24 protein-coding genes are annotated in these 24,294 nt (G+C 70.0%); 8 read left to right on the top strand and 16 right to left on the bottom strand.

Annotated features, from left to right (window positions below):
* Positions 1 to 2 precede the first annotated feature (2 nt).
* From NV348_RS18760 to zapE, 3 genes are all read right to left on the bottom strand, one after another.
* Positions 3 to 524 carry a hypothetical protein gene (locus tag NV348_RS18760; protein WP_447148051.1) on the bottom strand — a complete coding sequence of 174 codons (522 nt, stop codon included), beginning with the start codon at positions 522 to 524 and terminating at the stop codon, positions 3 to 5.
* 70 nt (positions 525 to 594) lie between these two features.
* A complete protein-coding gene (locus NV348_RS18755; RefSeq protein ID WP_447148050.1) occupies positions 595 to 1,530 on the bottom strand; it encodes a DUF4129 domain-containing protein in 936 nt (311 codons plus the stop codon).
* Between the two features lie 138 nt (positions 1,531 to 1,668).
* A complete protein-coding gene (gene zapE, locus NV348_RS18750) occupies positions 1,669 to 2,634 on the bottom strand; it encodes a cell division protein ZapE (protein WP_447148049.1) in 966 nt (321 codons plus the stop codon).
* Positions 2,635 to 2,697: 63 nt separating this feature from the next.
* Here zapE and NV348_RS18745 point away from each other — a divergent pair, with 63 nt between their 5' ends.
* Complete coding sequence (locus NV348_RS18745) at positions 2,698 to 3,294, top strand: TetR/AcrR family transcriptional regulator (RefSeq protein WP_447148048.1); 597 nt, start codon at positions 2,698 to 2,700, stop codon at positions 3,292 to 3,294.
* Here the strand turns inward: NV348_RS18745 and NV348_RS18740 are convergent.
* Genes NV348_RS18740 through NV348_RS18710 form a run of 7 tightly spaced genes read right to left on the bottom strand, consistent with a single transcriptional unit; the run spans position 3,264 to position 10,633 of the window.
* Positions 3,264 to 3,704, bottom strand: coding sequence for an NUDIX domain-containing protein (locus tag NV348_RS18740; protein WP_447148047.1), 441 nt, complete (start codon positions 3,702 to 3,704; stop codon positions 3,264 to 3,266). The two genes, NV348_RS18745 and NV348_RS18740, sit on opposite strands and share 31 nt — an antisense overlap.
* A gap of 10 nt (positions 3,705 to 3,714) precedes the next feature.
* Positions 3,715 to 4,884: a lipid-transfer protein gene (locus tag NV348_RS18735; protein ID WP_447148046.1), complete on the bottom strand. Its 1,170-nt coding sequence runs from the start codon at positions 4,882 to 4,884 to the stop codon at positions 3,715 to 3,717.
* A complete protein-coding gene (locus NV348_RS18730) occupies positions 4,881 to 5,303 on the bottom strand; it encodes a MaoC family dehydratase (RefSeq protein ID WP_447148045.1) in 423 nt (140 codons plus the stop codon). The genes NV348_RS18735 and NV348_RS18730 overlap by 4 nt, the downstream gene beginning before the upstream one ends.
* Positions 5,300 to 6,259, bottom strand: a complete 960-nt coding sequence (locus NV348_RS18725; protein ID WP_447148044.1) for a bifunctional MaoC family dehydratase N-terminal/OB-fold nucleic acid binding domain-containing protein — start codon at positions 6,257 to 6,259, stop codon at positions 5,300 to 5,302. Before NV348_RS18725 ends, NV348_RS18730 begins: the two co-directional genes overlap by 4 nt.
* A gap of 15 nt (positions 6,260 to 6,274) precedes the next feature.
* Positions 6,275 to 7,438 carry an acyl-CoA dehydrogenase family protein gene (locus NV348_RS18720; RefSeq protein WP_447148043.1) on the bottom strand — a complete coding sequence of 388 codons (1,164 nt, stop codon included), beginning with the start codon at positions 7,436 to 7,438 and terminating at the stop codon, positions 6,275 to 6,277.
* Positions 7,423 to 8,505: an acyl-CoA dehydrogenase family protein gene (locus NV348_RS18715; protein WP_447148042.1), complete on the bottom strand. Its 1,083-nt coding sequence runs from the start codon at positions 8,503 to 8,505 to the stop codon at positions 7,423 to 7,425. Before NV348_RS18715 ends, NV348_RS18720 begins: the two co-directional genes overlap by 16 nt.
* 4 nt (positions 8,506 to 8,509) lie before the next feature.
* The gene (locus NV348_RS18710; protein WP_447148041.1) at positions 8,510 to 10,633 is read right to left on the bottom strand and encodes an acyl-CoA dehydrogenase family protein; all 2,124 of its coding nucleotides are present in this window, start codon (positions 10,631 to 10,633) and stop codon (positions 8,510 to 8,512) included.
* A 127-nt stretch (positions 10,634 to 10,760) separates the two neighbouring features.
* Between NV348_RS18710 and kstR the strand changes: the two genes are divergently transcribed.
* The 7 genes from kstR (at position 10,761) to NV348_RS18675 (ending at position 19,133) form a co-directional block, all read left to right on the top strand.
* Positions 10,761 to 11,375 carry a cholesterol catabolism transcriptional regulator KstR gene (kstR, locus tag NV348_RS18705; RefSeq protein WP_218720591.1) on the top strand — a complete coding sequence of 205 codons (615 nt, stop codon included), beginning with the start codon at positions 10,761 to 10,763 and terminating at the stop codon, positions 11,373 to 11,375.
* 312 nt (positions 11,376 to 11,687) lie between these two features.
* Positions 11,688 to 14,258, top strand: coding sequence for a trehalose-phosphatase (otsB, locus tag NV348_RS18700; RefSeq protein WP_447148040.1), 2,571 nt, complete (start codon positions 11,688 to 11,690; stop codon positions 14,256 to 14,258).
* Between the two features lie 177 nt (positions 14,259 to 14,435).
* On the top strand, positions 14,436 to 15,299 hold the full coding sequence (locus tag NV348_RS18695) for a metal ABC transporter solute-binding protein, Zn/Mn family (protein WP_447151086.1): 864 nt from the start codon (positions 14,436 to 14,438) through the stop codon (positions 15,297 to 15,299).
* Positions 15,300 to 15,304: 5 nt separating this feature from the next.
* The gene (locus tag NV348_RS18690; protein WP_447148039.1) at positions 15,305 to 16,156 is read left to right on the top strand and encodes a metal ABC transporter ATP-binding protein; all 852 of its coding nucleotides are present in this window, start codon (positions 15,305 to 15,307) and stop codon (positions 16,154 to 16,156) included.
* Positions 16,156 to 17,022 (top strand): metal ABC transporter permease, encoded by an 867-nt coding sequence (locus NV348_RS18685; RefSeq protein ID WP_447148038.1) that lies wholly within the window; start codon positions 16,156 to 16,158, stop codon positions 17,020 to 17,022. Before NV348_RS18690 ends, NV348_RS18685 begins: the two co-directional genes overlap by 1 nt.
* Before the next feature lie 63 nt (positions 17,023 to 17,085).
* The gene (locus NV348_RS18680) at positions 17,086 to 18,258 is read left to right on the top strand and encodes an acyl-CoA dehydrogenase family protein (protein WP_447148037.1); all 1,173 of its coding nucleotides are present in this window, start codon (positions 17,086 to 17,088) and stop codon (positions 18,256 to 18,258) included.
* 74 nt (positions 18,259 to 18,332) lie between these two features.
* Positions 18,333 to 19,133 carry an enoyl-CoA hydratase/isomerase family protein gene (locus tag NV348_RS18675; RefSeq protein WP_447148036.1) on the top strand — a complete coding sequence of 267 codons (801 nt, stop codon included), beginning with the start codon at positions 18,333 to 18,335 and terminating at the stop codon, positions 19,131 to 19,133.
* 3 nt (positions 19,134 to 19,136) lie between these two features.
* Here the strand turns inward: NV348_RS18675 and NV348_RS18670 are convergent, their stop codons facing one another.
* The 6 genes from NV348_RS18670 to carD all read right to left on the bottom strand — a co-directional run bounded on the left by NV348_RS18670 (position 19,137) and on the right by carD (position 24,039).
* Positions 19,137 to 19,415 (bottom strand): DUF4190 domain-containing protein, encoded by a 279-nt coding sequence (locus NV348_RS18670; protein ID WP_447148035.1) that lies wholly within the window; start codon positions 19,413 to 19,415, stop codon positions 19,137 to 19,139.
* Between the two features lie 374 nt (positions 19,416 to 19,789).
* The gene (rlmB, locus tag NV348_RS18665; protein WP_447148034.1) at positions 19,790 to 20,773 is read right to left on the bottom strand and encodes a 23S rRNA (guanosine(2251)-2'-O)-methyltransferase RlmB; all 984 of its coding nucleotides are present in this window, start codon (positions 20,771 to 20,773) and stop codon (positions 19,790 to 19,792) included.
* A complete protein-coding gene (gene cysS, locus NV348_RS18660; protein WP_447148033.1) occupies positions 20,773 to 22,176 on the bottom strand; it encodes a cysteine--tRNA ligase in 1,404 nt (467 codons plus the stop codon). The genes rlmB and cysS overlap by 1 nt, the downstream gene beginning before the upstream one ends.
* 102 nt (positions 22,177 to 22,278) lie before the next feature.
* Entirely contained in the window at positions 22,279 to 22,746 is a 468-nt protein-coding gene (gene ispF / locus NV348_RS18655) for a 2-C-methyl-D-erythritol 2,4-cyclodiphosphate synthase (protein ID WP_447148032.1), read from the bottom strand.
* Positions 22,743 to 23,549 carry a 2-C-methyl-D-erythritol 4-phosphate cytidylyltransferase gene (gene ispD / locus NV348_RS18650; protein ID WP_447148031.1) on the bottom strand — a complete coding sequence of 269 codons (807 nt, stop codon included), beginning with the start codon at positions 23,547 to 23,549 and terminating at the stop codon, positions 22,743 to 22,745. The genes ispF and ispD overlap by 4 nt, the downstream gene beginning before the upstream one ends.
* Before the next feature lies 1 nt (position 23,550).
* Complete coding sequence (gene carD / locus NV348_RS18645; protein WP_019044685.1) at positions 23,551 to 24,039, bottom strand: RNA polymerase-binding transcription factor CarD; 489 nt, start codon at positions 24,037 to 24,039, stop codon at positions 23,551 to 23,553.
* Positions 24,040 to 24,294 lie beyond the last annotated feature (255 nt).

Genomic DNA, 24,294 nt, shown 5'->3' with positions numbered 1-24,294 from the left:
CCTCACATCGTCTGCAATCGGCGCAGGATCTCGTCCAGCGCCTCCCTACCCGGTGCGCGACCGGTCTGATCGCGCAATGCGGAATTCGCCGGGTCGACCCAGCGCCACAGTTCGGGACCGAACTGCAGTTGCCCGGCCGCCTCGGTGGCCCGCCGGTTCTTGGCTACCCGTAATCCGGTCGACAACTCGAATTCCTTGGCCAGCAGGGGCCGCAGGTGGCGGTCCCAGTCGGCGCGGGTGCCGTCGGCACGGGCGGTCAGCATCTCCGCGCGCGCGTGCCAGCGGCCGAGCATCTCGGCCGGGCCGTTGTCGATGTACTCGGTCAGCGGTTCCTCGCGCACCACGCGATGCCGCAGCGACCACAGCAGCGTGGCCAGCGCGATCGCGACCGGCACGGCGACGGCGAGCAGCACGGTGTCGCGGGCCAGCCGCACCAGCGCGGCTTCGGTCAGCAGCACCACCACGATCGCGGTCCCGATAATGGCCGAACGGCTCACCGCCGCAACGGATTCGGTCGAGGTCATGCGGACTCCATTCGGAGTGCCCGGGCGCCCTGCGTGGTCACTCGAGCCGGCGCGTCCCAGCGCTGATCGCTCATACCGGTACCAGCCTTCTCTGCAGATCGGAGAGGACGATGCGCAACAGCTGTTCGGCGCGCATGCGCTGCCATTCGAGCATCGAGTGCGGGCTGAACCGCGCCTCCTCGAACAGCGCCACCAGCTCGCGCGCCGAAGCGTCGTGCAGCACACCGCTTTCGAACGCGCGGGCCAGCACTTCCATGGGGGTGTCGGAGGCCTGCGGGCGGGCGGCGTGGTCGCTGGACAGACCACGCTCCATGGCCACGTAGCAGGCGATGATGGCGGTGCGTGGGTCCTGGCCGGGCGCGTTCATCGCGGCCAGGCCCATCTCCGCGGCCCTGGTGAGCGAGTCGACCGCGCTCGGTGTGACCTCGGGCTGGGCCGGGGCGGCAGGCGCGGGTTCGCGGCGGGTGGCCACCGCGACCACGACGAGCCCGAGTAGTGCCACCGCGATCAGCACGACGGCCAGCACGGCCGCGATGATGAGCGCGGTGCCGGTGAGTTCGGCGGCGCCGGTGCCCGGGTCGGGCGCGGGCGCGTCGGTCGGGGTCGGGACGGGGCCGGAGCCTTCCGGCAGGGTTTCGGTGGCCGGGCGCATCGGCCGGGCACCCGGCAGCAGGAACAGCGCGGTGACGCCGCCCGCGAAGACCAGCGCGATCACGGCGAGGACGATCGGCCCCAGCAGAACCAGCCTGCGCCACCGGAACCGCGGTGTGGCTTCGCGTTCGGCTTGCGGCATGGCCAGCGGGAGGCGATGCTGACTGGCGATCACCCCGGCCACCAAGATCACGACGGACACCAGCAGCAGCACCGGCATCACCGCCACCAGCAGCGGCGAGGGGGCGCTGTTCGACTCGGCGGGTCCGGCACCGGGGAGGTAACCCCGCAACGCGATCGTCGCAGCGGCAAGCAGTGCGATCACGACGATCGCCCGCGGAATGGGCTGACTCACCCCGATCACAGCTGTACCACCAAACCCCAGAGCCTGCACAAAACAGCCACATAGTTACACGCCGAGTGGTTCGCTCGGGAGGAAATCGATAGTTTGGATGACCTCCCCATTTATTGTCCCCCCGAATTCTGTGACTTGTTACGCGCCGCGAACGATCGGCACGCCGACCAGGGGCAACTCACCGAGTCTGCTCGCCGTTCTGGCCAGGTCGGGGACCGCCGAGACGCCCGCCGTCAGCGCGATCACCGGCTCGGGCGCATGGATCGTGCAGGGCAGGTCGGCGTCGTAGAGGACATCGACGAGGTTGACCAGGCGCATCGAGCAGTCGAGCGGCACCGCGCGCAGCGGTGGCACCGCGCGCAGCGTCCAGCGGCGGAATCGGCCGGTCAGGCGCAGGTAGTCGGCGGCGCTGGTGGGGGCACCACACAGGTGCGCGAAGTCGAAGGTGACCGCGTCGCCGTCGACGGTCCGCGCCCGCACGCACCGGCCGTCGCCCAGGTCGAGATCGACGCCGTCACCGGTGGACTCGCCCGCGTCGAGCACGTAGCGACCGGCGACGAAACCGTGGTCACGGTGGGCGCCGATGGTGCGGTAGTCCAGCGGTCCGTCCAGGGTGACGACGTCGAGGTGGGCCAGGATGCGGTCGATGGTCGGCACGAACCGGTCGTGGAACAGCGGGTTCGGCAGCAGCTCGCGCGGCGGGTAGTTCGAGGTGACGACCAGGGTGCGGCGCTCGGCGAACAGCGTGTCGAGCAGGCGGGCGATGAGCATGGCGTCGCCGATGTCGTGGATGTGGAACTCGTCGAAACACACCAGATCCGCGTCGCCGAGCAGGTCGGTGACGGCCCGTTCGATGGAGCCGAGCGTGTGCGCGGCCGCGTGCAGCGCGGCGAAGAAGGCGTGGAAGTGGAAGCGGCGCTTGCGCTCCGGCGCCGCGCTCGCGAGGAACCGGTCCATCACCATCGTTTTGCCGCGACCGGGCCTGCCGTGCAGGTAGACGCCGCGATGGCGCCTGCGCGGCCTGCCGTGCCGATCGAGCAGGGCCGCGAGCGTGTGGGCCGCCGCGACCTGCGCGGGATCGAGAACCACCGTTGCTGTTGTCATGCCGACCTCCTCGTCCTCTACATTTGTAGAGGAACGGCGAAACGACGACCAGGGAAGGTGACGATGTCCACAGACCGCCGCGCGCAGCTCGTGACCGGCGCGATCGACCTCATCGCGACCAGCGGCATCCGCGCGCTCACCCACCGCGCCCTGGACACCCGGCTCGGCCTCCCACTGGGCTCCACCTCGTACTACTTCCGCACCAGACACGCGCTGATCGAGGCGGTGGCCGACGGCATCACCGCCCGCTCACGCGCGGATTTCGCCGCGGCACGGCGGGAACCGGCCGGCGACCCCGCGCACGACATCGCCGCCTGGGTCGATCATCTGCTCGCGCACCGCCGCAACGAACTGATCGCCCGGCACGCGCTGCTCATCGAGGTGCTCTCCGACCCCGACCTACACGAACGCCTGGCGGGCAGCCTGTTCTCCCTGGACGGGGCGACCGAGCTGTGCACCGCGCTAGGCGCGGCCGAGCCGCGGGAATCGGCTGGTGACCTCCTCGCGGTACTGGAGGGTTTGGTCTTCGACCGGTTAGCCGGCGTCCGCGCCGGGGTACCCGCGGGCACGCCGGACAGCGTCGCTCAGCTGGCCCGGCCGCTGCGCTGTTTTCTCGGCGCGGACCAGAATCAGGAAACCGGCCAGCCGAATTCGGAATAGGGCTCGTCAGAATTGAGCGCCGCGATTCCCAGCGCGGAATACTCGATCAGATCCGCGGGGAGTTCGTGCGGCGTAAACCACTGCACCGCATAGCATTTATCGGGTTCCCGATTGAAAGGCTCGCCCTGCCACCGATCGGCGCGGAAGAACAGCCCGAGGCGCGCGTCGCGGCCGGGCGCGGTCACGTGGGCGACATGGATCAGCCGCAGAGTGGCAGGGTCGATGTCGACCCCGACCTCCTCCGCGGCCTCCCGTGCGGCGGCGGCCGTCACCGACTCGCCGATCTCCAGTTTTCCCGACGGCAGATGCCACCGGTGGTCGTACTCGTCACCGCTGCGGCGCAGGCTCAGCAGGAGCACGCCGTCGCGGATCAGCAGCAGGTGGACGTCGACCAGGTGGCGTGGGGTCACCCGGTCGAGCCTACGAAGTGAGCACCAACCCCGAGGTGAGAACGCCGGTGCCCGCGGTGACCAGGATGCGCTCCAGGTCCTCGACCTGGTTGACCGAGGTGCCGCGGATCTGGCGGACCGCCTCGGCGATGCCGTTCATGCCGTGGATGTAGGCCTCGCCGAGCTGTCCGCCGTGGGTGTTGAGCGGGAGCCTGCCGCCGATCTCGATGGCGCCGTCGGCGATGAAGTCCTTGGCCTCGCCACGACCGCAGAAGCCCAGTTCCTCGAGCTGCATCAGCACGAACGGGGTGAAGTGGTCGTAGAGGATCGCGGCCTGCATGTCGGCCGCGCTCAGCCCGCTCTGGGCCCACAGCTGGTCACCGACGAGACCCATTTCCGGCAAGCCGGTCATGGCGTCGCGGTAGTAGCTGGTCATCACGTACTGGTCGGCGCCGCTGCCCTGGGCGGCGGCCGCGATGATCGCGGGACGCTGCGGCAGATCGCGGGCCCGCTCGGCGCTGGTGACCACGATGGCGACGCCGCCGTCGGACTCCTGGCAGCAGTCGAGCAGGTGCAGCGGTTCGGCGATCCAGCGCGAATCCTGGTGCTGCTCCAGGGTGATCGGCTTGCCGTAGAAGAAGGCGTTCGGGTTCACCGCGGCGTGCTTGCGATCGGCCACCGCGACGGCGCCGAAGTCGGCACTGGTCGCGCCGGTGACGTGCATGTACCGGCGCGCGACCATGGCGACCTGCGCGGCCGGGGTGCCGAGCCCCTGCGGGTAGGCCCAGCCCGCGTCGATGCCCGAGGACGTCGGCGCGGCCGCCAGCGCGGGTGAGAACTGCCCGAACCTGGCGCCGGAGCGCTCGTTGAACGCGCGGTAGGCGACCACCACGTCGGCGACCCCGGTGGCCACCGCCATGGCGGCCTGCTGCACGGTCGCGCAGGCCGCGCCGCCGCCGTAGCCGATGTGGCTGAAGAACTTCAGGCTCGGGATACCGACCGCCCTGGCCACGGCGGCCTGGGTGTTGGTGTCCATCGTGAAGGTGGTCAGGCCGTCGACATCGGCGGGCGTGAGGCCCGCGTCGGCGAGTGCCGCGCTGACCGCCTCGGCGGCCAGCCGCAATTCGCTGCGGCCGGAGTCCTTCGAGAAGTCGGTGGCACCGATGCCGACGATGGCGGCATGCCCGGACAGGCCCGTCATGAGTTCTCCAGAGAGGGAAGGGCGATCACCACGGTCGCCGTGATGTGCTCACCGAGGCTGTCGCGGCCACGCACATCGATGGTGACCAGCGCGCCGGACACCGCGGTGACGGTGCCCGAGAGAGTCAGCGTGTCACCGGCGTACAGCGGCACACCCAGCCGCAGCGCGATCGACTTCACCAGGGCGCTCGGCCCGGCCCAGTCGGTGACGAAGCGCTGCACCAGGCCGGTGTCGGTGAGAATGTTGACGAAGATGTCGCTGGACCCGCGCGCGTGCGCCTTGTCGCGGTCGTGGTGCACGTCCTGGAAATCCCTGGTGGCCAGGGCCGTGCTGATCACGAAGGTGGGATCGGCGTGGATCGCCAGCTCGGGTAGCGTGTCGCCCACCGCGACGGCGGTGGGTTCGGTCGTGGCGGTCACTGCGCGGCCTCCCAGTAGGGCAGAACTGTTCCGTCGGCTAGCTTTTCGAAGGCGGCCCGGACGGGCACGCCGACGGCGACCTCGGCCGGCTCGATGCCACGGAGCTCTCCGAGCATGCGCACCCCTTCGTCGAGCTCGACGAGGGCGACGACGAACGGCAGGTCACGGCCGGGCACCTTCGGCGCGTGGTGCACGACGAAGCTGAACACCGTGCCGGTGCCCGCGGCGACGACGTAGTCGGTGGTCTCGGCCTTGTCCTGCCACAGGGCGGGGACCGGTGGATGCCGCAGCGAACCGTCGGGCAGGCGCTGGATGCGCAGCTCGCCGATTTCGGTACCGGCCCAGAAGAATTCGGTGTCCTTGGAGATGACCGGGCCGACCCGCTCGGCGGGTGCGACGGCGATCTCGGCCGCCTCGGACGCCGGTGCTTCCTTCGCGGCGGGCACGAATTTCAGGATGCGGAACAGCATTTCGGTGACCACCTCGTCACCGACCGACCAGGTGGTGGTGAAGGTGAGGAACCAGCCGTCGCCGAGCCCGGTGCGCTTGGGGCCCCGGAACTCCGAGAGCCTGCTGGCGACGGTCACCTCCTCCCCCGGCCGCAGGTAGCGGTGATAGGTCTGCTCGCAGTTGGTGCCGACGACGGAGGTGTAGCCCGCGTCGTCGAGCAGCTGGGTGGCCAGGCCGAGCGGGTCGTCGGCGGTCCGCACGCCGTGCAGACCGGTCATCGTCCACACCTGGGCCATCGCGGGCGGGGCGACGATGCCGGGGTGTCCGGCGGCCTTGGCGGCGGCGTCGTCGACGTAGATCGGGTTGACGTCGCCGATCGCCTCGACCCAGTTGTTGATCATCGGCTGGTTCACCGGGTCGCGTCCGGCCCGCGGGGCGGACGCGCCGGCCGCGGACAGTTTCGCCAGCGCTTCGGGAATGTCTTCGGGGGTAATGCTTTCCGGCACGCCCTGCTCCTTAGTTCATCGGGGGACGCGCGGCAGTTCCAGGCCGGCGGAGGCGACCAGTTCGCGCATGATCTCGTTGACGCCGCCACCGAAGGTGACGACGAGGTTCTGCTTCGTCCGCCGGTCCAGCCAGCCGAGCAGTTCGGCGGTGCCCGGCTCGGCCGGATCGCCGTAGCGGCCCACGATCTCCTCGACCACGCGCCCCGCTTCTTGCAGTGACTCGGTGGAGAAGATCTTGGTGGCCGAGGCGTCGGCGATCACGGTGTTCTGCGCGGCGGCCGGGTCGGCGGCCGCGACCTGCCAGTTCAGCAACTCGTTGAGCCGCACCATGGTCCGCACCCGGCCCAGCGCACGGCGCACCTCGGGCTCACCGAGCAGCTGATGCTCGGCCGACCAGTCGTGCAGGCGGTCGTAGAGCTGCTCGATCTTGCCCGACGGGCCGAGGCTGACCCGCTCGTGGTTGAGTTGGGTGGTGATCAGGCGCCAGCCCCGGTCCACCTCGCCGACCAGCATCTCCGCCGGCACTCGCACGTCGTCGAAGTAGGTGGCGTTGGTGTGGTGGGCCCCGTCGCAGGTGATGATCGGGGTCCAGGAGTAGCCCGGATCCTTGGTGTCGGCGATCAGGATCGTGATGCCGCGGTGGCGCGACTCCACCGAACCGGTGCGGCAGGCCAGCCAGACGTAGTCGGCCTCGTGCGCGCCGGTGGTGAAGATCTTCTGCCCGTTGACGATCCAGTCGCCGTCGGCGTCGCGCACCGCGGTGGTGCGCAGCGCGGCCAGGTCGGTGCCCGCTTCGGGTTCGGAGTAACCGATCGCGAAATGGATGTCACCGGACAGGATTCCGGGCAGGAATTTCTTCTTCTGCGCGTCGGTGCCGTACTTCTGCAGCGTCGGGCCGACGGTCAGCAGCGTCACCAGGGGCAGCGGCACATCCGCGCGCACCGCCTCGTTGAAGAAGATCTGCTGTTCCATCGGGCCGAAACCCTGGCCGCCGAATTCCTTCGGCCAGCCGACGCCGAGCCAGCCGTCGCGGCCCATCCGGCGCACCACCTCGCGGTAGGCGTCGCCATGCCGGTTGACCGCCATCTCGGCGTGTTCCTCCGGCGTCACGAGATCGGCGAAATAGGAACGCAATTCCTCGCGCAACCGCCGCTGTTCGGCGGTCAGATCGATGAACATCTTGCTCCCAGAAGGTCGAGGCGCAGGCCCTCGCCACCGAGCAGACGGGCGAGATCCTTGGCCTGTGAGTAGTAGCGGTGCATCGGGTGGGTGATATCCACACCCAGTCCACCGTGCAGGTGATGACATTTCTGCATGGCGCGCGGAACTTCGGCGGCCGCCCAGTAGGCGAGCACCTCGAGATCCTCGTCGACGCGGCGCTGGTGTTCGGGCGACGCGTCGTCCTGAGCCAGTGCCCAGCACGCCGATTCCGCCGCCACGTGCAGGGTGCGCGAGACCACGTACAGATCGGCGATCTGCTGGGCCACGGCCTGGAACTCGGCCAGCGGCCTGCCGAACTGCTCGCGGGTGCGCACGTGCTCGGCGGTCAGCCTGAGCGCGCCCTCGAGCAGCCCGTCGGCGACCGCGCCGATGGTGGCCAGCGCGTACCGGTGCAGCCGGGGCAGCACGTCGGCGGGCAGCAACTGGTCGGCGGGGATCTCGACGTCGTCGAGCACCACCGTCGCCTCCGGGATGCCGGCCGAACCGGCGACCGGGAGCAGCTCGAGCCCCGGCGCGACCGATTCCACGAGCGCCACGCCCGCGTCGGTGGGCACCAGGATCCAGCGCGCCTGTTCGGCGTAGATCACGCCGACCTTGCGGCCGGTGATCCGCACCGTGTCACCGGCGCGGACCGCCTTGGTGGTCGGCGCGGTGGTGAACGGCGCACCCGGTTCACTCAGGGCCGCCGTGAGCACGGTGCCCTTGCCCACCTCGGCGACCACGCGGCCGGCGAGTTCCGCCGACAGCGCGGGCAGCAGCGGCAGCACGCCGAACCCGAAGGTCGGCAGCGCAGGCACCGCGACGGCGTCGGTGGCCAGCTCCATGAGCAGGGCCGACACCTCCAGCAGGCCCATGCCGTCGCCACCGAACTGCTCGGGCACGGCGACCGCGAGCAGGCCGGAGTCGATCAGACTCGGCCACAATTCCATATCTCGGGCCTGCTCACGTTCGAGCAGGCTCACGACCACCTCGGCTACGGCGTCGGCGCTTTCGTCGCGGGTGAAGTCCACGGCGTCCTCCCTCATCGAGCTAACTGTCCGCATCGCGCGGCAGGCCGAGAATCCGCTCGGCGGCCACGGTCAACAGGATCTGCTCGGTACCGCCCGCAATGGAGAGACAGCGTGTGAGCAAGAATTCTTTCAGGGCTTCGTCTTCCAGGGAACCTTCTGGGCCAGAAAGTTCCAGGGCGTACTCCGCCAGGTCCTGCCGGTGCCGGACACCGACGAGTTTGCGGACGCTGGCTTGGGCGCCCGCGTCGACTCCGGCCATGGTCGCCACCGCGATTCGCTGCTCCAGCAAAGAGCCGGCGATCGAGGAGGTGATCAGCTCGCCGAAACGGTCCTCGCGGAGTTCGGTTCCCCATCCGCCGACCGGGAAACGGTCGAGCAGCGCCTCCAGCGCGCCGCCGATACCGCCGCCGCCCATGGCGACGCGTTCGGCCGACAGGGTGGTCCTGGCGATCTTCCAGCCGTTGTTCAGCGCGCCGACCAGACCGTCGTCGGGGACGAAGACCTCGTCGAGGAAGACTTCGCTGAAGCGGGCTTCACCGGTGATCGTCACCAACGGGCGCACCTGCACGCCCGCGGCGTGCATGTCGACCAGGAAGTAGCTGATCCCGCGATGCTTGGCCGCGGTGGGATCGGTGCGAGCCAGGCAGATGCCCCAGTTCGCCTCGGATCCCAGCGAGGTCCACACCTTCTGGCCGCGCAGCACCCAGCCGCCGTCGACCTTCTCGGCGGTGGTGCGCAGCGCGGCGAGATCCGAGCCGGCGCCCGGTTCGCTGAACAGCTGGCACCAGGTGACCTCGCCGTGCAGGGTCGGCCAGACGAACCGCTCGATCTGCGTCTCGGTGCCGTAGCGCAGCAGGGTCGGCACCGCCCAGCCGGCGACCGCCAGATCCGGGGTGGTCAGGTCGGCACGGCGCAGCTGCTCGGCGACCTGCAGGCAGGTCATCGGATCGGCTTCGCGCCCATACGGTTTCGGCCAGTGCGGCATCACGAAGCCGCCCTCGACCAACGCCCGCTGCCGCTGTTCGGGCGACAGGGCCGCGATAGCGGCGATCTCGGCGGTCAGCGCGGAGTCGCCCGCCACGTCACCGAGCACGCGCTCGGCGCCGGTGGTGCGGCGCTGCCCGGCCCTGGCGAGCTCGGCGACCCTGGCCCGCCAGCGGGCGGAACCGCCGAGCAGCTGCCGCAGGGCACTGGCCCGGCGCAGGTAGAAGTGCGCGTCGTGCTCCCAGGTGAAGCCGATGCCGCCGAGCACCTGGATGGCGTCCTTGGCGGTGTCGACCGCGGCGTCGAGCGCGGTGGCGGCGGCGACGGCCGCCGCGATCGGCAGTTCGGCACCGCCTTCGTCGACGGCGGCGGCCGCGTCGGCGGCGACGGCGCGGATCAGCTCGGTGCGGCACAGCATCCAGGCGCAGATGTGCTTGATCGACTGGAAGCTGCCGATCGGCTTGCCGAACTGCTCGCGGACCTTCGCGTAGTCGACCGCGGTGCGCAGGCACCAGCCCGCGACACCGGCCAGCTCGGCGACCGCGAGGGCGACGAACAGATCGGTGACATCGGCGGCCGGCTCGAAGCCGTGTGTCGCCGCCACCGCCACCTCGGCGGCGGTCACCCGGGCCAGCGGGACCGTGTGATCGCTGTTCGCCAGCGTGGTAATCGTCACATCGGCCGCCGGGATCAGCAGCCAGCGCACGCCGTCGACGGTGTCCGCGGGGAGCAGCACCTGGGTGTCGGCGTCGGCACCGTAGACGTAGTCCCACGCGCCGGTGACGGTCCAGCCGTCGCCGGCGGCCACCGCCTTCGCGGTGGGCGCCTCGGTCGGCACGGCGATGCCGCACGGCGCGCCCTCGGCGACCGCGCCCCGGGTGATCAGCGCGGCCAGCGCGGTGGCCAGCACCGGACCGCCGACCAGGTCGTCGGCGGTTTGTTCCAGCAGCACGGCCAGGTCGGCGACGGTGCCGCCGAGACCGCCGTGCTCTTCGGCGAGCGCGACCTCGAAGAGGCCGAACTCGGTCAGCGCGGGCCAGTACTGGCGCCAGCTACCGGCACCGCCGGCCCGCATTGTTGCAATCGGCGCGACCGAACTCGCCCAGCCCCGCAGCGACTCCGCGGCGGCTTTATGCTCGTCAGTGGTGGCGATGGTCACAAGAAAAACCGCCCTTCCGGCGTGGCTCCCACTCCTAGAACATGTTCTAATATCCGGGCCGGGTGTAAGTCAAGAGACCTACACTTGGCTCGTGTTTTCAGGCGCTCGCAGCGAAAGGGTTTCCACGATGGACAGTCCGGCCCCCACGCCCACCGTGACGACACTGTCCGAGGACGAGCTGAGCTCCAACGCACAGCGCGAACGCCGCAAGCGCATCCTCGACGCGACCCTGTCGCTGGCGTCCAAGGGCGGCTACGACGCGGTCCAGATGCGCGCGGTGGCCGAGCGGGCCGATGTCGCCGTCGGCACCCTGTACCGGTACTTCCCGTCCAAGGTGCACCTGCTGGTCTCGGCGCTGGCCAGGGAATTCGAGCAGTTCGAGGGCAAGCGCCGTCCCCTACCCGGCGACGGCCCGTCCGAGCGCATGCACGGCCTGCTCACCCAGATCACCCGGATGATGCAGCGCGACCCACTGCTCACCGAGGCCATGACCCGCGCCTTCATGTTCGCCGACGCCTCGGCGGCCGCCGAGGTCGATCGGGTCGGCAAGGTGATGGACCGGGTCTTCGCCCGCGCGATGAGCGACGGCGAGCCCGACGAGCGCCAGCTCGCCATCGCCAGGGTCATCTCCGATGTGTGGCTGTCCAACCTCGTCGCGTGGCTCACCCGCCGCGCTTCGGCGACCGACGTCACGGAACGACTCGAGCTGACCGTCGACCTGTTGCTGGGCGATCGCGGATAGACCACAAATCACCCATGCCCGTTGACACACGTCGGCTGTGCGCCTTCCCCTGGGAAGATGCATAGCCGACGTCGCATATGCGGAACCATGCATCTACCGGGCGCTAGGGCGTCTCCACCGGGCTCAGGGGCACGATGAGCTCGACTGATCCGGTCCGCCCCGATGGGCGAAAGGCCCGGAATTAGCGACGCGGTCGCGAGGATCCGGCCGACTCTCGAGCGCACAACCCGCCGCGCCGCTCGCGCGGCAAAATTGACGCAGTATTGTTTTTCGCGCCCCCTGATCAACTCCTCCCATCACTAGGTTGGATGCGTGAGCGCACAGGATTTGCCCTTGGATGTCCGCCGTGCACTGGCGTCGGTTGCGCGCGTGCCACGGCTCTTGGTTGCCACGGACTACGACGGGACGATTGCCCCGATCGTGTCCGACCCCGCGAAAGCGTTTCCCCAACGGGAATCGGTCAGCGCCTTACGCGCGCTGGCAGGGTTGGCGAACACGACCGCCGCGGTGATTTCCGGTCGGGCACTACGCGATCTGGCCGCGCTCTCGCGCCTGCCGGTCGAGGTGCAGCTGATCGGCAGTCACGGTTCGGAGTTCGACGTGGGCTTCGTGCACGCGATCGACAACGACGCCAAGCAACTGCTGACGGAGATCAACTCCGCGTTCACCCAGATCGCCGCCGAGAATCCCGGCGTGACGGTGGAGATGAAGCCGGCCAGCGCGGCACTGCATGTCCGTAACGCCAGCCCCGAGATCGGCAGGCGCGCAGTGAATTCCGCACGCCAGGGTCCGGCGTGCTGGGTCGGCGTGCAGGTGACCGAGGGCAAGGCGGTGATCGAGCTCGCGGTGATCCCCACCGACAAGGGCACCGCCCTGGACACCATCCGGCACCAGGAAAGCGCCTCGGCCGCGGTCTTCTTCGGCGACGACGTCACCGACGAGAAGGCGTTCCGGGTGCTGTCGGGCCCGGACGTCGGCATCAAGGTCGGCGAGGGCGAGAGCCTGGCCAAGCTGCGCGTCGACTCGACCGAGGACGTGGCGCGCGCGCTGGCGTTCCTGGCGGAGGAACGCCGGACCTGGCTGGCCGGTGCCAGCGCGCCGCGGATCGAGCGGCTGAGCATGCTGGCCAGCCCGCGTTCGGTCGCCCTGCTCACCCCCGACGCGACGGTCACCTGGTTCTGCCATCCCGAGCCGGATTCCGCGGCGGTGTTCGCGCACCTGCTCGGCGGCGCGGGCGCGGGCCACTTCACCGTGGCGCCGGAGCGGGCGGGGCTGCCGCTGTCGCAGCGGTACGTGGACGGCACGATGACCGTCCAAACCCGCTGGGCCAGTTTGCAAGTCACCGACTACCTGCCGCACGACGTCGCCCCCGACCGCACCGACCTGACCCGGGTGATCACCGGGGACGCGAAGGCCGTCGTGACGTTCGCGCCGCGACCGGAATTCGGCCAGGTGCCGGTGCGCATCGAAGCGGTGCCCAACGGCCTGCGGGTCAGCGGCACCAACGATCCGATGGTGCTGCGCTCACCCGGGGTGGAGTGGGAGATCCACTCCGACGGCACCAACGAGCAGGCGCGCGCGGTGGTCGATCCGTCCGGTGCGCCGGTGGTCCTCGAACTGCGCTGCGGCACCGCCGATCTCGCGCCCTCGATGACGCCGGAACACCAGCGCCGCCAGCTGGCCGAGCAGTACTGGTCGCAGTGGGTGGCCGGGCTGCAGCTGCCGCCGCTCAAGCCGGATCTGATGAAGCGCTCCGCGCTGACCCTGCGCGGGCTCGTGCACCGCCCGTCCGGCTCGATCCTGGCCGCGGCCACGACCTCGCTGCCCGAGGACATCGGCGGTGTGCGCAACTGGGACTACCGCTACTGCTGGCTGCGCGACGCCTCGCTGACCGCGCAGGCACTGGTGACGCTGGGCTCGTTGACCGAGGCCGAGGAGTTCCTCGGCTGGGTGCATCGGGTCCTCGACACCCTGCCCGGCCCGGAGCGGTTGCACCCGCTGTACACGATCTACGGCGAGACGCTGCCGCCCGAGGCCGTCATCGACCTGCTGCCCGGCTACGCCGGTTCGCGACCGGTGCGCGTGGGCAACGCGGCGAACATGCAGGTGCAGCTCGACGTGTTCGGGCCGATCGTCGACCTGATCACCTCGATGGCGCACGAGCGGGAACGCCAGGGCGCGGTCGAGGCGGTCAAGGCACTGCCCGACGCCGACTGGGAGCTGGTGCACGCCATGGTCTCGGCGGTGCAGCGACGCTGGACCGAGCCCGATCACGGCATCTGGGAGATCCGCGGCAATCCGCGGCACCACGTGTACTCGAAGGTGATGGGCTGGCTCACGATCGATCGCGCGCTGACGCTGGCCGCGCGGTTCGACCGCCCGGTCGACCCCGAGTGGGCGGCGCTGCGCGACGTCATCGCCGAGGAGGTGAAGGCGAAGGGCTGGAACGAGGAGGTGCAGTCCTTCACCGCCGCCTACGACGGCACCGACCTCGACGCCGCGACGCTGCACATCGGCCTGAGCGGGCTGATCGACCCGGCCGACCCGCGCTTCGCCGCCACGGTGATCGCGACCGAGGCCGAGCTGCGCAGCGGTGCGACGGTCTACCGCTACCACCACGACGACGGCCTGCCCGGCGGCGAGGGTGGGTTCCACCTGTGCGCCGCCTGGCTGGTGGAGGCCTACCTGCTCATCGGCAGGCGCTCGGACGCCGAGGCGCTGTTCGCCCAGCTGGTCGCGGCCGCCGGGCCGACCGGCCTGCTGAGTGAGGAGTACGACCCGGTCGCCGAACGCTCCCTCGGCAACCACCCCCAGGCCTACAGCCACCTCGGCCTGCTGCGCTGCGCCCAGCTGCTCAGCCAGCCGGCGGACGTGCTGGTCTGACGGTTCCACGCAAAAGCCGGGCTCGGACTCCGAGCCCGGCTTTTGCGTGTGGTTCGTACCGGGTACTCGTTCCTGCTAAAGTAAAACGGTAACGATTTCCATTATGATCTAGGGCACAGCTCCCCGTGCCTGATCGAGCACGGCCAGGAGTACCGCGTGAACAGTCGATTCGCCCGCATGTGTGCCGGTCTCACGGCGGGAGTGGCGGCCGCGGTCGTCCTCACCGCCTGCGGCGGCAGCTCGAAGGATTCCGACGGCCTCTCGATCGTGGCCTCCACCAATGTGTGGGGCTCCATCGCGACCGCCGTCGCCGGGCCGGAGGTCCAGGTCACCTCGATCATCAGCGATCCGGCCGCCGACCCGCACTCGTTCGAGACCTCGGCCACCGACACCGCCAAGATCAGCGACGCCGATCTCGTGGTGTTCAACGGCGGGCACTACGACGAGTTCATCGAGAAGGCCATCTCGGGCAAGGACAAGCGGACCGTCGAGGCGTTCGAGCAGCGGACCGACAAGAGCGACGACAACGAGCACGTCTGGTACGACGTCACCACCGTCGCCGCGGTCGCCGACCGGATCGCCGCCCAGCTCGGCGAGGTCGACGCCGCCAACGCCGCCGCCTACACCGAGCGGGCGACCACCTTCAAGAACCAGCTGATCGGCATCAGCACCATCACCGGCACCATCGCCACCCAGCACCCGAACGCGCCCGTCGCCCAGTCCGAGCCGCTCGCGCACTATCTGCTGCTGGCCGCGACCGCGCAGGACAAGACCCCGCACGAGTTCCAGGAAGCGATCGAGCAGGAGACCGACCCGGCGCCCGCCGCCGTCGCCGCCACTCGCGACCTGATCACCGGCAAGCAGGTCAAGGCGCTGATCTACAACACCCAGACCCAGGACAAGATCACCCAGGACCTGCGGGCCACCGCGCAGAGCGCGGGCGTGGCCCTCGTCGAGGTGACCGAAACCCTGCCCGCTGGAGTGGATTACGTCCAGTGGCAGACCGCGAACGCCAAGGCGCTCGCCGCGGCGCTGCGCTGATCGCCATGTCCACGACCGAGGAAGCGGCACTGTCCGCCACGCCGATCGCCCCCGCCGACAACGTCGCCGCAGCCATCCGGCTGCGCGCGGCGAGCTTGTCCTTCGGCGCGCGCACCCTGTGGCGCGATCTCGATCTCGACGTGGCGCCAGGGGAATTCATCGCCGTCCTCGGCCCCAACGGCTCCGGTAAGACCTCGCTGCTGCGGGTCCTGCTCGGCCTGCTCGAACTCGGCTCGGGCAGCGCGGAGGTCGCGGGCGCGCCGGCCGGGGTCGGCAACCCGGGCATCGGCTATGTGCCGCAACAGAAGACGATCGACGCCGGGGTGCAGTTGCGCGGCCTCGATCTGGTCGGGCTCGGCGTCGACGGGCACCGCTGGGGACTCGGCTGGCGCGCCCGCAAAAAACGGGCGCGCAAGGTCGAGGCCGCCGTGGCCGCCGTCGGCGCGCAGCGTTTCGCGCACGCCCCGCTGGACACGCTCTCCGGCGGCGAGCAGCAGCAGCTGCGGGTCGCGCAGGCGCTCGTCGGCGACCCCGCCGTGCTGCTCTGCGACGAACCGCTGCTGAGCCTGGACCTGGCCAATCAGCGGCTGGTCGCCGAACTCGTCGACCAGCGGCGTCGCGAACACGACACGGCCGTGCTGTTCGTGACCCACGAGATCAACCCGATCCTGCCGATGGTCGATCGGGTGCTCTACCTGGTCGACGGCGAGTTCCGGATCGGCACCCCCGACGAGGTGATGACCTCGGCCACGCTCTCGGAGCTCTACGGCACCGAGGTCGAGGTGCTGCGGGTGCGTGACCGGCTCGTCGTCGTCGGCACCGGCGACGACATGGACGCGCTCGGCGGTACCGCCTGATGGACAAGCTCGACAAGGTTCTGCACCAGATGTTCGACGTCGGCACCACCGCCGACCTGCTCACCTACGACTTCGTCCAGCAGGCACTGCTCGCCAGCGCGCTGCTCGGGCTGCTCGCCGGTCTGATCGGACCGCTGATCGTCAGCAGGCAGATGTCGTTCGCCGTGCACGGCACCAGCGAGCTCTCGCTGACCGGCGCGTCGGCGGCGCTGCTGGCCGGCGTCGGCGTCGGGATCGGCGCGATCGCCGGGTCGGTGGTCGCCGCCGTGCTGTTCGGCTGGCTCGGTTCCCGTGCGCGGGAACGCGATTCGGTGATCGCGGTGGTGCTGTCGTTCGGTCTCGGCCTGTCGGTGCTGTTCCTGTGGCTCGCGCCGGACCGCGCCGGATCGAAGTTCTCGCTGCTCACCGGCCAGGTCGCCAGCGTCGGCTACGACGGGCTCGCGCTGCTGGTCACCTGCACCGCGGCCGTGCTGGCCGTGCTCGCGGTGATCTACCGACCGCTGTTGTTCGCCAGCTCCGATCCCGAGGTCGCGGTGGCGCGCGGGGTGCCGGTGCGGGCGCTGTCGGTGGTGTTCGCGGTGCTGCTCGGCATCACCGCCGCCTTCGGGGTGCAGATCGTCGGCGCGCTGCTGGTGCTCGCGCTGCTGATCACCCCGGCCGCCGCGGCGGCGCAGCTGACCGCGAGCCCGCTGCGGGCGACGGTGCTGTCGGTGGTGTTCGCCGAAGTCGCCGCGGTGGGCGGGCTGCTGCTCTCGCTGGCGCCCGGGGTGCCGGTGTCGACCTTCGTCACCGGGATCTCGTTCACCATCTACCTGGTGTGCCGGTTCGTCGGGCACCGCAGTCGGCGGCCGGTCGCCGCTCGCTGAAATTTGGTGCCACTTGGGGCCGAAATTGCCCGAACCGGGGCACGGGCGAGCAGACTACACAGCATGATCGACTTCGCCGTCCCGGAAGATCTGGCCGCCCTGCGGGATCGAGTTCGCGCCTTCGTCGCCGAAAAGATCGTGCCGTTCGAACGCGATCCGCGCCTGACCACGCACGGGCCGACCGACGAACTGCGCGCTGAACTGGTCGAACTGGCCAGGGCCGAGAAGCTGCTGACCGTCCAGGCGCCGGTGGAGTACGGCGGGCTCGGCCTGACCCACGTCGAGCAGGCGGTGGTCTACGAGGCCGCGGGCTGGTCGACGCTCGGCCCGGTCGCGATGAACTGCGCCGCGCCCGACGAGGGCAATATGTTCCTGCTCGGCAAGGTCGCCGACCCGGACCAGGTCGAGGAATATCTGATGCCGGTGATCCGCGGCGAGCGGCGCTCGGTGTTCGCGATGACCGAACCCGACGGCGCCGGCTCCGACCCCGGCCAGCTGCGCACCGAGGCGGTGTTCGACGGCGAGAACTTCGTGATCAACGGGCGCAAGTGGCTGATCACCGGTGCCGACGGCGCGAAGACCTGGATCATCATGGCGCGCCTCGCGGAGAACCCGCATCTGCCCGCAGGACCGACGCTGTTCCTCACCGACGGTGATACCGAGGGCATCGTCATCGAGCGGATCATGAACACGATGGACCGCAACTACGTCGGCGGGCACGCCGTCGTCCGGTTCGAGAACCTGACCCTGCCGCCCTCGGCCGTGCTCGGCCGCACCGGGCAGGCCCTGCGCTACGCCCAGCTGCGGCTGGCGCCCGCGCGGCTCACCCACTGCATGCGCTGGCTCGGCGCGGCCGAACGGGCCCAGCGCATCGCCGTCGACTACGCGCGCACCCGCACCGCGTTCGGCAGGCCGATCGGCGAGCACGAGGGCGTGTCGTTCATGCTCGCCGACAACGAGGTGGCGCTGCACCAGTGCAGGCTGACCATCTGGCACAGCTGCTGGCTGATGGATCAGGGGCAGCAGGCCAGGCACGAATCGTCGATGGCCAAGTCCTACGTCTCCGAGGAACTGTTCAAGGTCACCGACCGCTGTGTGCAGGTGCTCGGCGGGATCGGAATCAGCGACGAGACCGTCGTGGAGATGCTGTTCCGGGACATGCGGGCCTTCCGCCTGTACGACGGCCCGACAGAAGTCCACAAGTACGCCATCGGCAAGCACTTGCTGCGGGAGTGAAGCGGTACGCCTGCATGGTTACGCAAGCTGCCTCCTCCGACGCTGACCGCCCGCCGCTAGTAACATTCGATCCCATGAGTTCGGAACTGCTCGTCGATGTCGCTGCCGGAGTCGCCGTGCTCACGCTCAACCGGCCGGCGCAGCAGAACGCCGTCACCCCGACGATGGCCGCCGAGCTCAGCGCGGCCCTGCGCCGGTGCGACAGCGAGGACTCGATTCGCGCCGTCGTCATCACCGGCACCGCGCCCGCCTTCTGCGCCGGCGCGGATCTGTCCGCCCGGGTCAACGGCGAGGTGACCCTGGATCCGCCGCCCTGGCAGGTCCGCAAGCCGGTGATCGCCGCCGTCAACGGCCATGCCGTCGGCATCGGGCTCGCCCTGGCCCTGCAGTGCGACCTGCGGTACTTCGCCCGCGACGCCGTCTACGGGCTCAGCCAGGTCCGCCGCGGTGTGCTCGCCGACGGCTACGCGCACTGGACCGTGCCGCGCCTGGCCGGGCTGGCCAACGCCGCCGACATCATGCTGACCGGGCGCACCTTCGACGGTGACGAGGCCAAGTCGATGGGCCTGGCCAATGCCAGCCTGCCCGCGGGCGAGGTGCTGCCGACCGCGATGGCGGTCGCCCACGACATCGCCAACGGGCCGGCCCCGCTGCCCGTCGCGCTGACCAAGCGGCTGATCTGGGAGAGCCTCGGCATGACGCCGGCCGTCGTCGGACAGCTCGAATCCGAGCTCAACGCGCACGTCGCCAAGAGCGTCGACGGCGGTGAGGCGATGGCCGCGTTCAAGGAACGCCGTCAGCCCAAGTGGACCGGTAGCATCAGCGCCGAGTGGCCCGCCTGGGACGCCCTCGAGGAGCGCCCCAGCCTGGACTGAGGCTCAGAAGTTCCCGTTGCAGGAACCCGCGATGTAGAGCATCGCGAACAACACCATCAAGATGGTGCCGATGATGCCCGCGATGTACCCGATCATCACCTGGGAGCGCCCGGAGAGGGCGCCGTAGGACGCATCGATCTCGTTGAGGGCCCGCTTGCCGAGCACCCACGCGACCGGCCCGAAGACCCCGCAGCAGAACGGGCTGAGCAGCCCGAGCACGAGGATCAGGTTCGCCTGCGGGTGCTCGACCGTCTCACCGATCGGCTGGTTGGGTATCGCCACCCACCGAATTCTACTGTGCAGGAGGGCCGCTGACGCAGCACTACGCGCGGGCCCACGAAACAAACCCGGCCACGCACACCCCGACCCCGAGGAGGGGCAGGCCGACGAAGTCGGCCGTCGCGGCCATCCCACCGATCAGGCACCGCGGCGCAAACGACAACCCCGCGAAACAAACCCAGCCCCGCACGCCCCGACCCCGAGGAGGGGCAGGCCGACGAAGTCGGCCGTCGCGGCCGTCCCGCCGATCAGGCGCCGTTGCGCAAGCGACGAAGGAGCAAGCAACGGCGCCTGATCGGCGGGACAGGAGGGGCCGCGACTCGAGCGCGCCAGCGCTCCAACAACTCAGCCCTCGAGCGCGCCAGCGCTCCAACAACTCAACCCAACCGGCGCTGCCTGGCGATGTCGGCGAGGACCACACCGGCGGCGACCGAGGCGTTGAGCGACTCGACCGGACCGGCCATCGGGATGCTCAGGATCGAGTCGCAGTTCTCGCGCACCAGCCGCGACAGGCCCTTACCCTCGGACCCGACGACGACCACCGTCGGCACGCTGCCGTCGAACTCGTCGAGCGGGGTGTCACCGCCGGCGTCGAGGCCCACGATCTGGAAGCCCTGCGAAGCCCAGTCCTTCAGCGTGCGGGTCAGGTTGGTCGCCCTGGCGACGGGCAGGCGCGCCGCGGCGCCCGCGCTGGTCCGCCAGGCCACCGCGGTGACGCTGGCACTGCGCCGCTGCGGGATGACCACTCCCTGACCGCCGAACGCGGCGACCGAGCGGATGACCGCGCCGAGGTTGCGCGGATCGGAGATGTTGTCCAGCGCGACCAGCAGCCCCGGCTCGCCGGAGGTCTTCACCCGGTCCATCAGGTCGTCGGGGTGGGCGTAGCGGTACGGCGGCACCTGCAGGGCCACGCCCTGGTGCAAACCGTTGGCGCTGAGCCGATCCAGATCGGTGCGCGGCACCTCGAGGATCGAGATGCCCATGTCGGCGGCGCGCTGCACGCTCTCGGAGAGGCGATCGTCGTTCTCGGTGCCGACGGCGACGAAGAGCGCGGTCGCGGGCACGTCGGCGCGCAGACACTCGAGCACCGGGTTGCGGCCGAGGACCAGCTCGGGCCCGTCGTCGGACTTGCGGCCGACCCGCGGCACGCCGGACTTGCCGGTCGGACGGGACTGCGCCGCTTTGGCTTTCGCGGCAGCGGCGGCGCGCTTGGCGGCGGGATGCTTGGTGCGCTCGGTGGCGGGCGGGGTCGCGCCCCTGCCCTCGAGGCCGCGACGGCGCTTGCCGCCGGAACCGACGACGGCACCCTTCTTGGTGCCGCCCTTCCGGATCGCTCCGCGTCGCTGTGAATTGCCTGCCATCAGTTCGCCTTTCCGCTAGATGCGCCCAGCGACCATTCCGGCCCCTGCGGGGTATCGGTGACCTCGATACCCGCTGCGACGAGCCGATCCCGTGCGGCATCGGCTTCTGCCCAGTTCTTCTCCGCCCGCGCGCTCGCCCGGCGATCCAGCTCGGAGCGGACCAGCACATCGAGCGCGTCCAGCGCCGCCGAGTTGTCGGCCGGGGTGTACCAGTGCGAGTCGAGCGGATCGACGCCGAGGATGCCCAGCATCGCGCGGACCTGACCGGCCAGCTCGGCCGCGGTCTCCAGCGCGCCCGCCTCCAGCGCGCGATTGCCTTCGTGCACCACGTGGTGAATCTCGGCGAGCGCCTTCGGAATCGCCAGATCGTCGTCGAGCGCGGCGGCGAATCCGTCGGTCCATTTACCGATCGGGACCTCGCCGACCCGGTCGCGCACGCGATGCACGAATGCCTCGATGCGCTGATACGAGGCGACCGCGTCGTCGAGTGCTTTGTCGGAGTATTCGAGCATCGAGCGGTAATGCGCGCTGCCCAGATAGAATCGCAATTCGACCGGGCGGACCCGGCTGAGCACATTCGGCACCGAGAGCACATTGCCGAGCGACTTCGACATCTTCTCCCCGCCCATCGTCACCCAGCCGTTGTGCAGCCAGTAACGCGCGAAGCCGTCGCCGGCCGCCTTGGACTGAGCGATCTCGTTCTCGTGGTGCGGGAAAATCAAATCCATTCCACCGCAGTGGATATCGAATTCGGGGCCCAGATAGAACTCGGCCATCGCCGAGCATTCCAGGTGCCAGCCGGGGCGGCCGGGGCCCCACGGCGAGGGCCAGCTCGGCTCACCCGGCTTGGCCGACTTCCACAGCGTGAAATCGCGCGGGTCGCGCTTGCCGCGGGTCGGGGTCTCGCCCTGGTGCACGTCGTCGAGTTTGTGGCCGGACAGCTCGCCGTAGTTCGGCCAGCTCAGCACGTCAAAGTAGACGTCACCGTCGGCGGCGTAGGCGTGGCCGCGCTCGATCAAGCGCTCCATCAGCCCGGCCATCTGGGTGATGTGGCCGGTGGCGCGCGGTTCGGCCGAGGGCGGCAGCACGCCGAGCACCTCGTAGGCCGAATCGAAGGCGCGCTCGTGCGTGGCGGCCCATTCCCACCACGGCCTGCCCGCCTCGGCGGCCTTGTTCAGGATCTTGTCGTCGATATCGGTGACATTGCGGATGAACCGGACGTCGTAGTCGTGCGCGAGCAGCCAGCGGCGCAGCACGTCGAACGCGACGCCGCTGCGCACGTGCCCGATATGGGGCTGACCCTGCACGGTGGCCCCACACAGATACACCGAGGCACGGCCGGGGACCAGCGGGGTGAATTCCCGCAGGGTCCGCGTGTCGGTGTCAAAAAGGCGCAAGGTCACGGCATTCGATCCTAGTCGGTGGGATGGTGGTGGGGATGACCGGCCGGTTCGTGGCTCGCCGTGGTTCTGGAACGGCGGATCGAAGCGGCGAGAAGTGTTGGGCTACGAACACGCCGTGATCAGACAGGTGGCGATGGCCGCGATGCCCTCGCCGCGGCCGGTCAGCCCGAGACCGTCCGTGGTGGTGCCGGAGACCGAGACCGGGGCGTCGAGCAGCTCGCTCAGCACTTTCTGTGCCTCGGCGCGACGGGGACCGATCTTCGGGCGATTGCCGATGACCTGCACCGCGGCGTTGACGACGGCGAAGCCCTCTTCGGCCAGCAGCCTGCGGACCTCGGTGAGCATGGCGGCGCCGGTGACCCCGGCCCATTCGGGACGGCCGACACCGAAGACCGCGCCGACATCGCCGAGGCCGGCGGCGGAGAGCAGCGCGTCGCAGAGCGCGTGCGCGGCGACGTCACCGTCGGAATGCCCGGCGCACCCGTCGGCATCGGCGAACAGCAGCCCCGCCATCCAGCAGGGGCGGCCGGGCTCGATGGGGTGCACGTCGCTGCCGATACCGACTCTCATCGGGCGACCGCCTGGTCGGGGTGCTCCGAGACGGCGGAAACGGCCGCGTCGGCCGGGCACTCGGCGTCGGCTCCGTGTACAAGAGTGGAGGCGCGGTCGCCCGGGACGCGTGCTCGATCGGCGCACAGCGATTCGGCCAGGCGCAGGTCGAGCGGGGTGGTGATCTTGAAGGCGAGCGGGTCGCCCGCGACGGTGCGCACGGCGACGCCGAGGCGTTCGACCAGGCCGGCGTCGTCGGTCGCGCCGACCTCGGTGGCATAGGCGTCACGCAGCAGGTCGGCGGCGAAACCCTGGGGAGTCTGGATAGCGCGCAGGTGGGCGCGATCGGGGGTGCCGGTGACCACGCCCGCGTCGTCGACCGCTTTCACGGTGTCGACGACCGGCAGAGCGGGGACGACGGCGGGACTGCCCGCGTGCAGCTCGGCCGCCACCCGCGCGATCAACTCCGGTGGAGTGAGCGCGCGAGCGGCATCGTGCACGAGGTAGAACGCGGCGTCGGGCGCGGCCGCGATTCCGGCGCGCACCGAATCGGTGCGCTCGGCGCCGCCAACGACGACCTGCACCGGCACAGGGGGCATCGAACCGCCGGTCAGCGAGGTCGTTGACAGCAGAGCGGACGCGGCATCGACCAGTTCGGCGGGCACGACCACGACGACCCGGTGCACCGCACCGGACGCGATCAGCCCATCGACGGCCAGCCGGACCATAGGTGTGCCGCCGACCGGGACGAACGCCTTCGGGGTGGATTCACCCAGGCGCACGCCACGACCGGCGGCAGGGACCAGTGCTACGACAGGTCGCACTCTAGGAAGCCGCGGCGAGGACCTCGTCGAGCAGCGATTCGGCCTTGCCGTCGTCGGTGCCCTCGGCGAGCGCGAGCTCACCGACGAGGATCTGGCGAGCCTTGGCCAGCATCCGCTTCTCACCGGCGGACAGGCCGCGATCCTGCTCACGACGCCACAGATCACGCACGACCTCGGCCACCTTGTTCACATCGCCGGAGGCGAGCTTCTCGAGGTTGGCCTTGTAACGGCGGGACCAGTTGGTCGGCTCCTCCGTGTGTGGCGCGCGCAGCACCTGGAAGACGCGGTCGAGACCCTCCTGGCCGACGACGTCACGGACGCCGACATATTCGGCGTTCTCCGCGGGAACCCGAACGGTCAGGTCGCCTTGCGCGACCTTCAGGACCAGATACTCTTTCTGCACACCCTTGATGGTGCGGGTCTCGATTGCTTCGATCAGCGCCGCTCCGTGGTGGGGGTAAACGACGGTGTCTCCGACCTTAAAAATCATGTGTCCCGTGCCCCTTTCGATGTTCACAGTTTAACATGCGACTCGATAACGGCGCGATCAACTGTGCAGGTCAGGGCCACAACGAGGCCATCGTAGGGGTTGACAACACGGAATTGATGTGCATTGTGTTGCGCCAGAACAGGTTAACCACCAGCACAGCGAGCCGTATCCTCTCCCCGCGTGCCCGGCACCGATCCGGCAACCCGGCTCGAGACACCGAACTGTTACTTCCGCGCCCGCGCGTCGCGAGCCCGG

Source organism: Nocardia fodinahabitans, assembly GCF_052983615.1.
The sequence above is the reverse complement of the archived record's forward strand: the minus strand, read 5'-3'. Positions and strand labels throughout refer to the sequence as shown.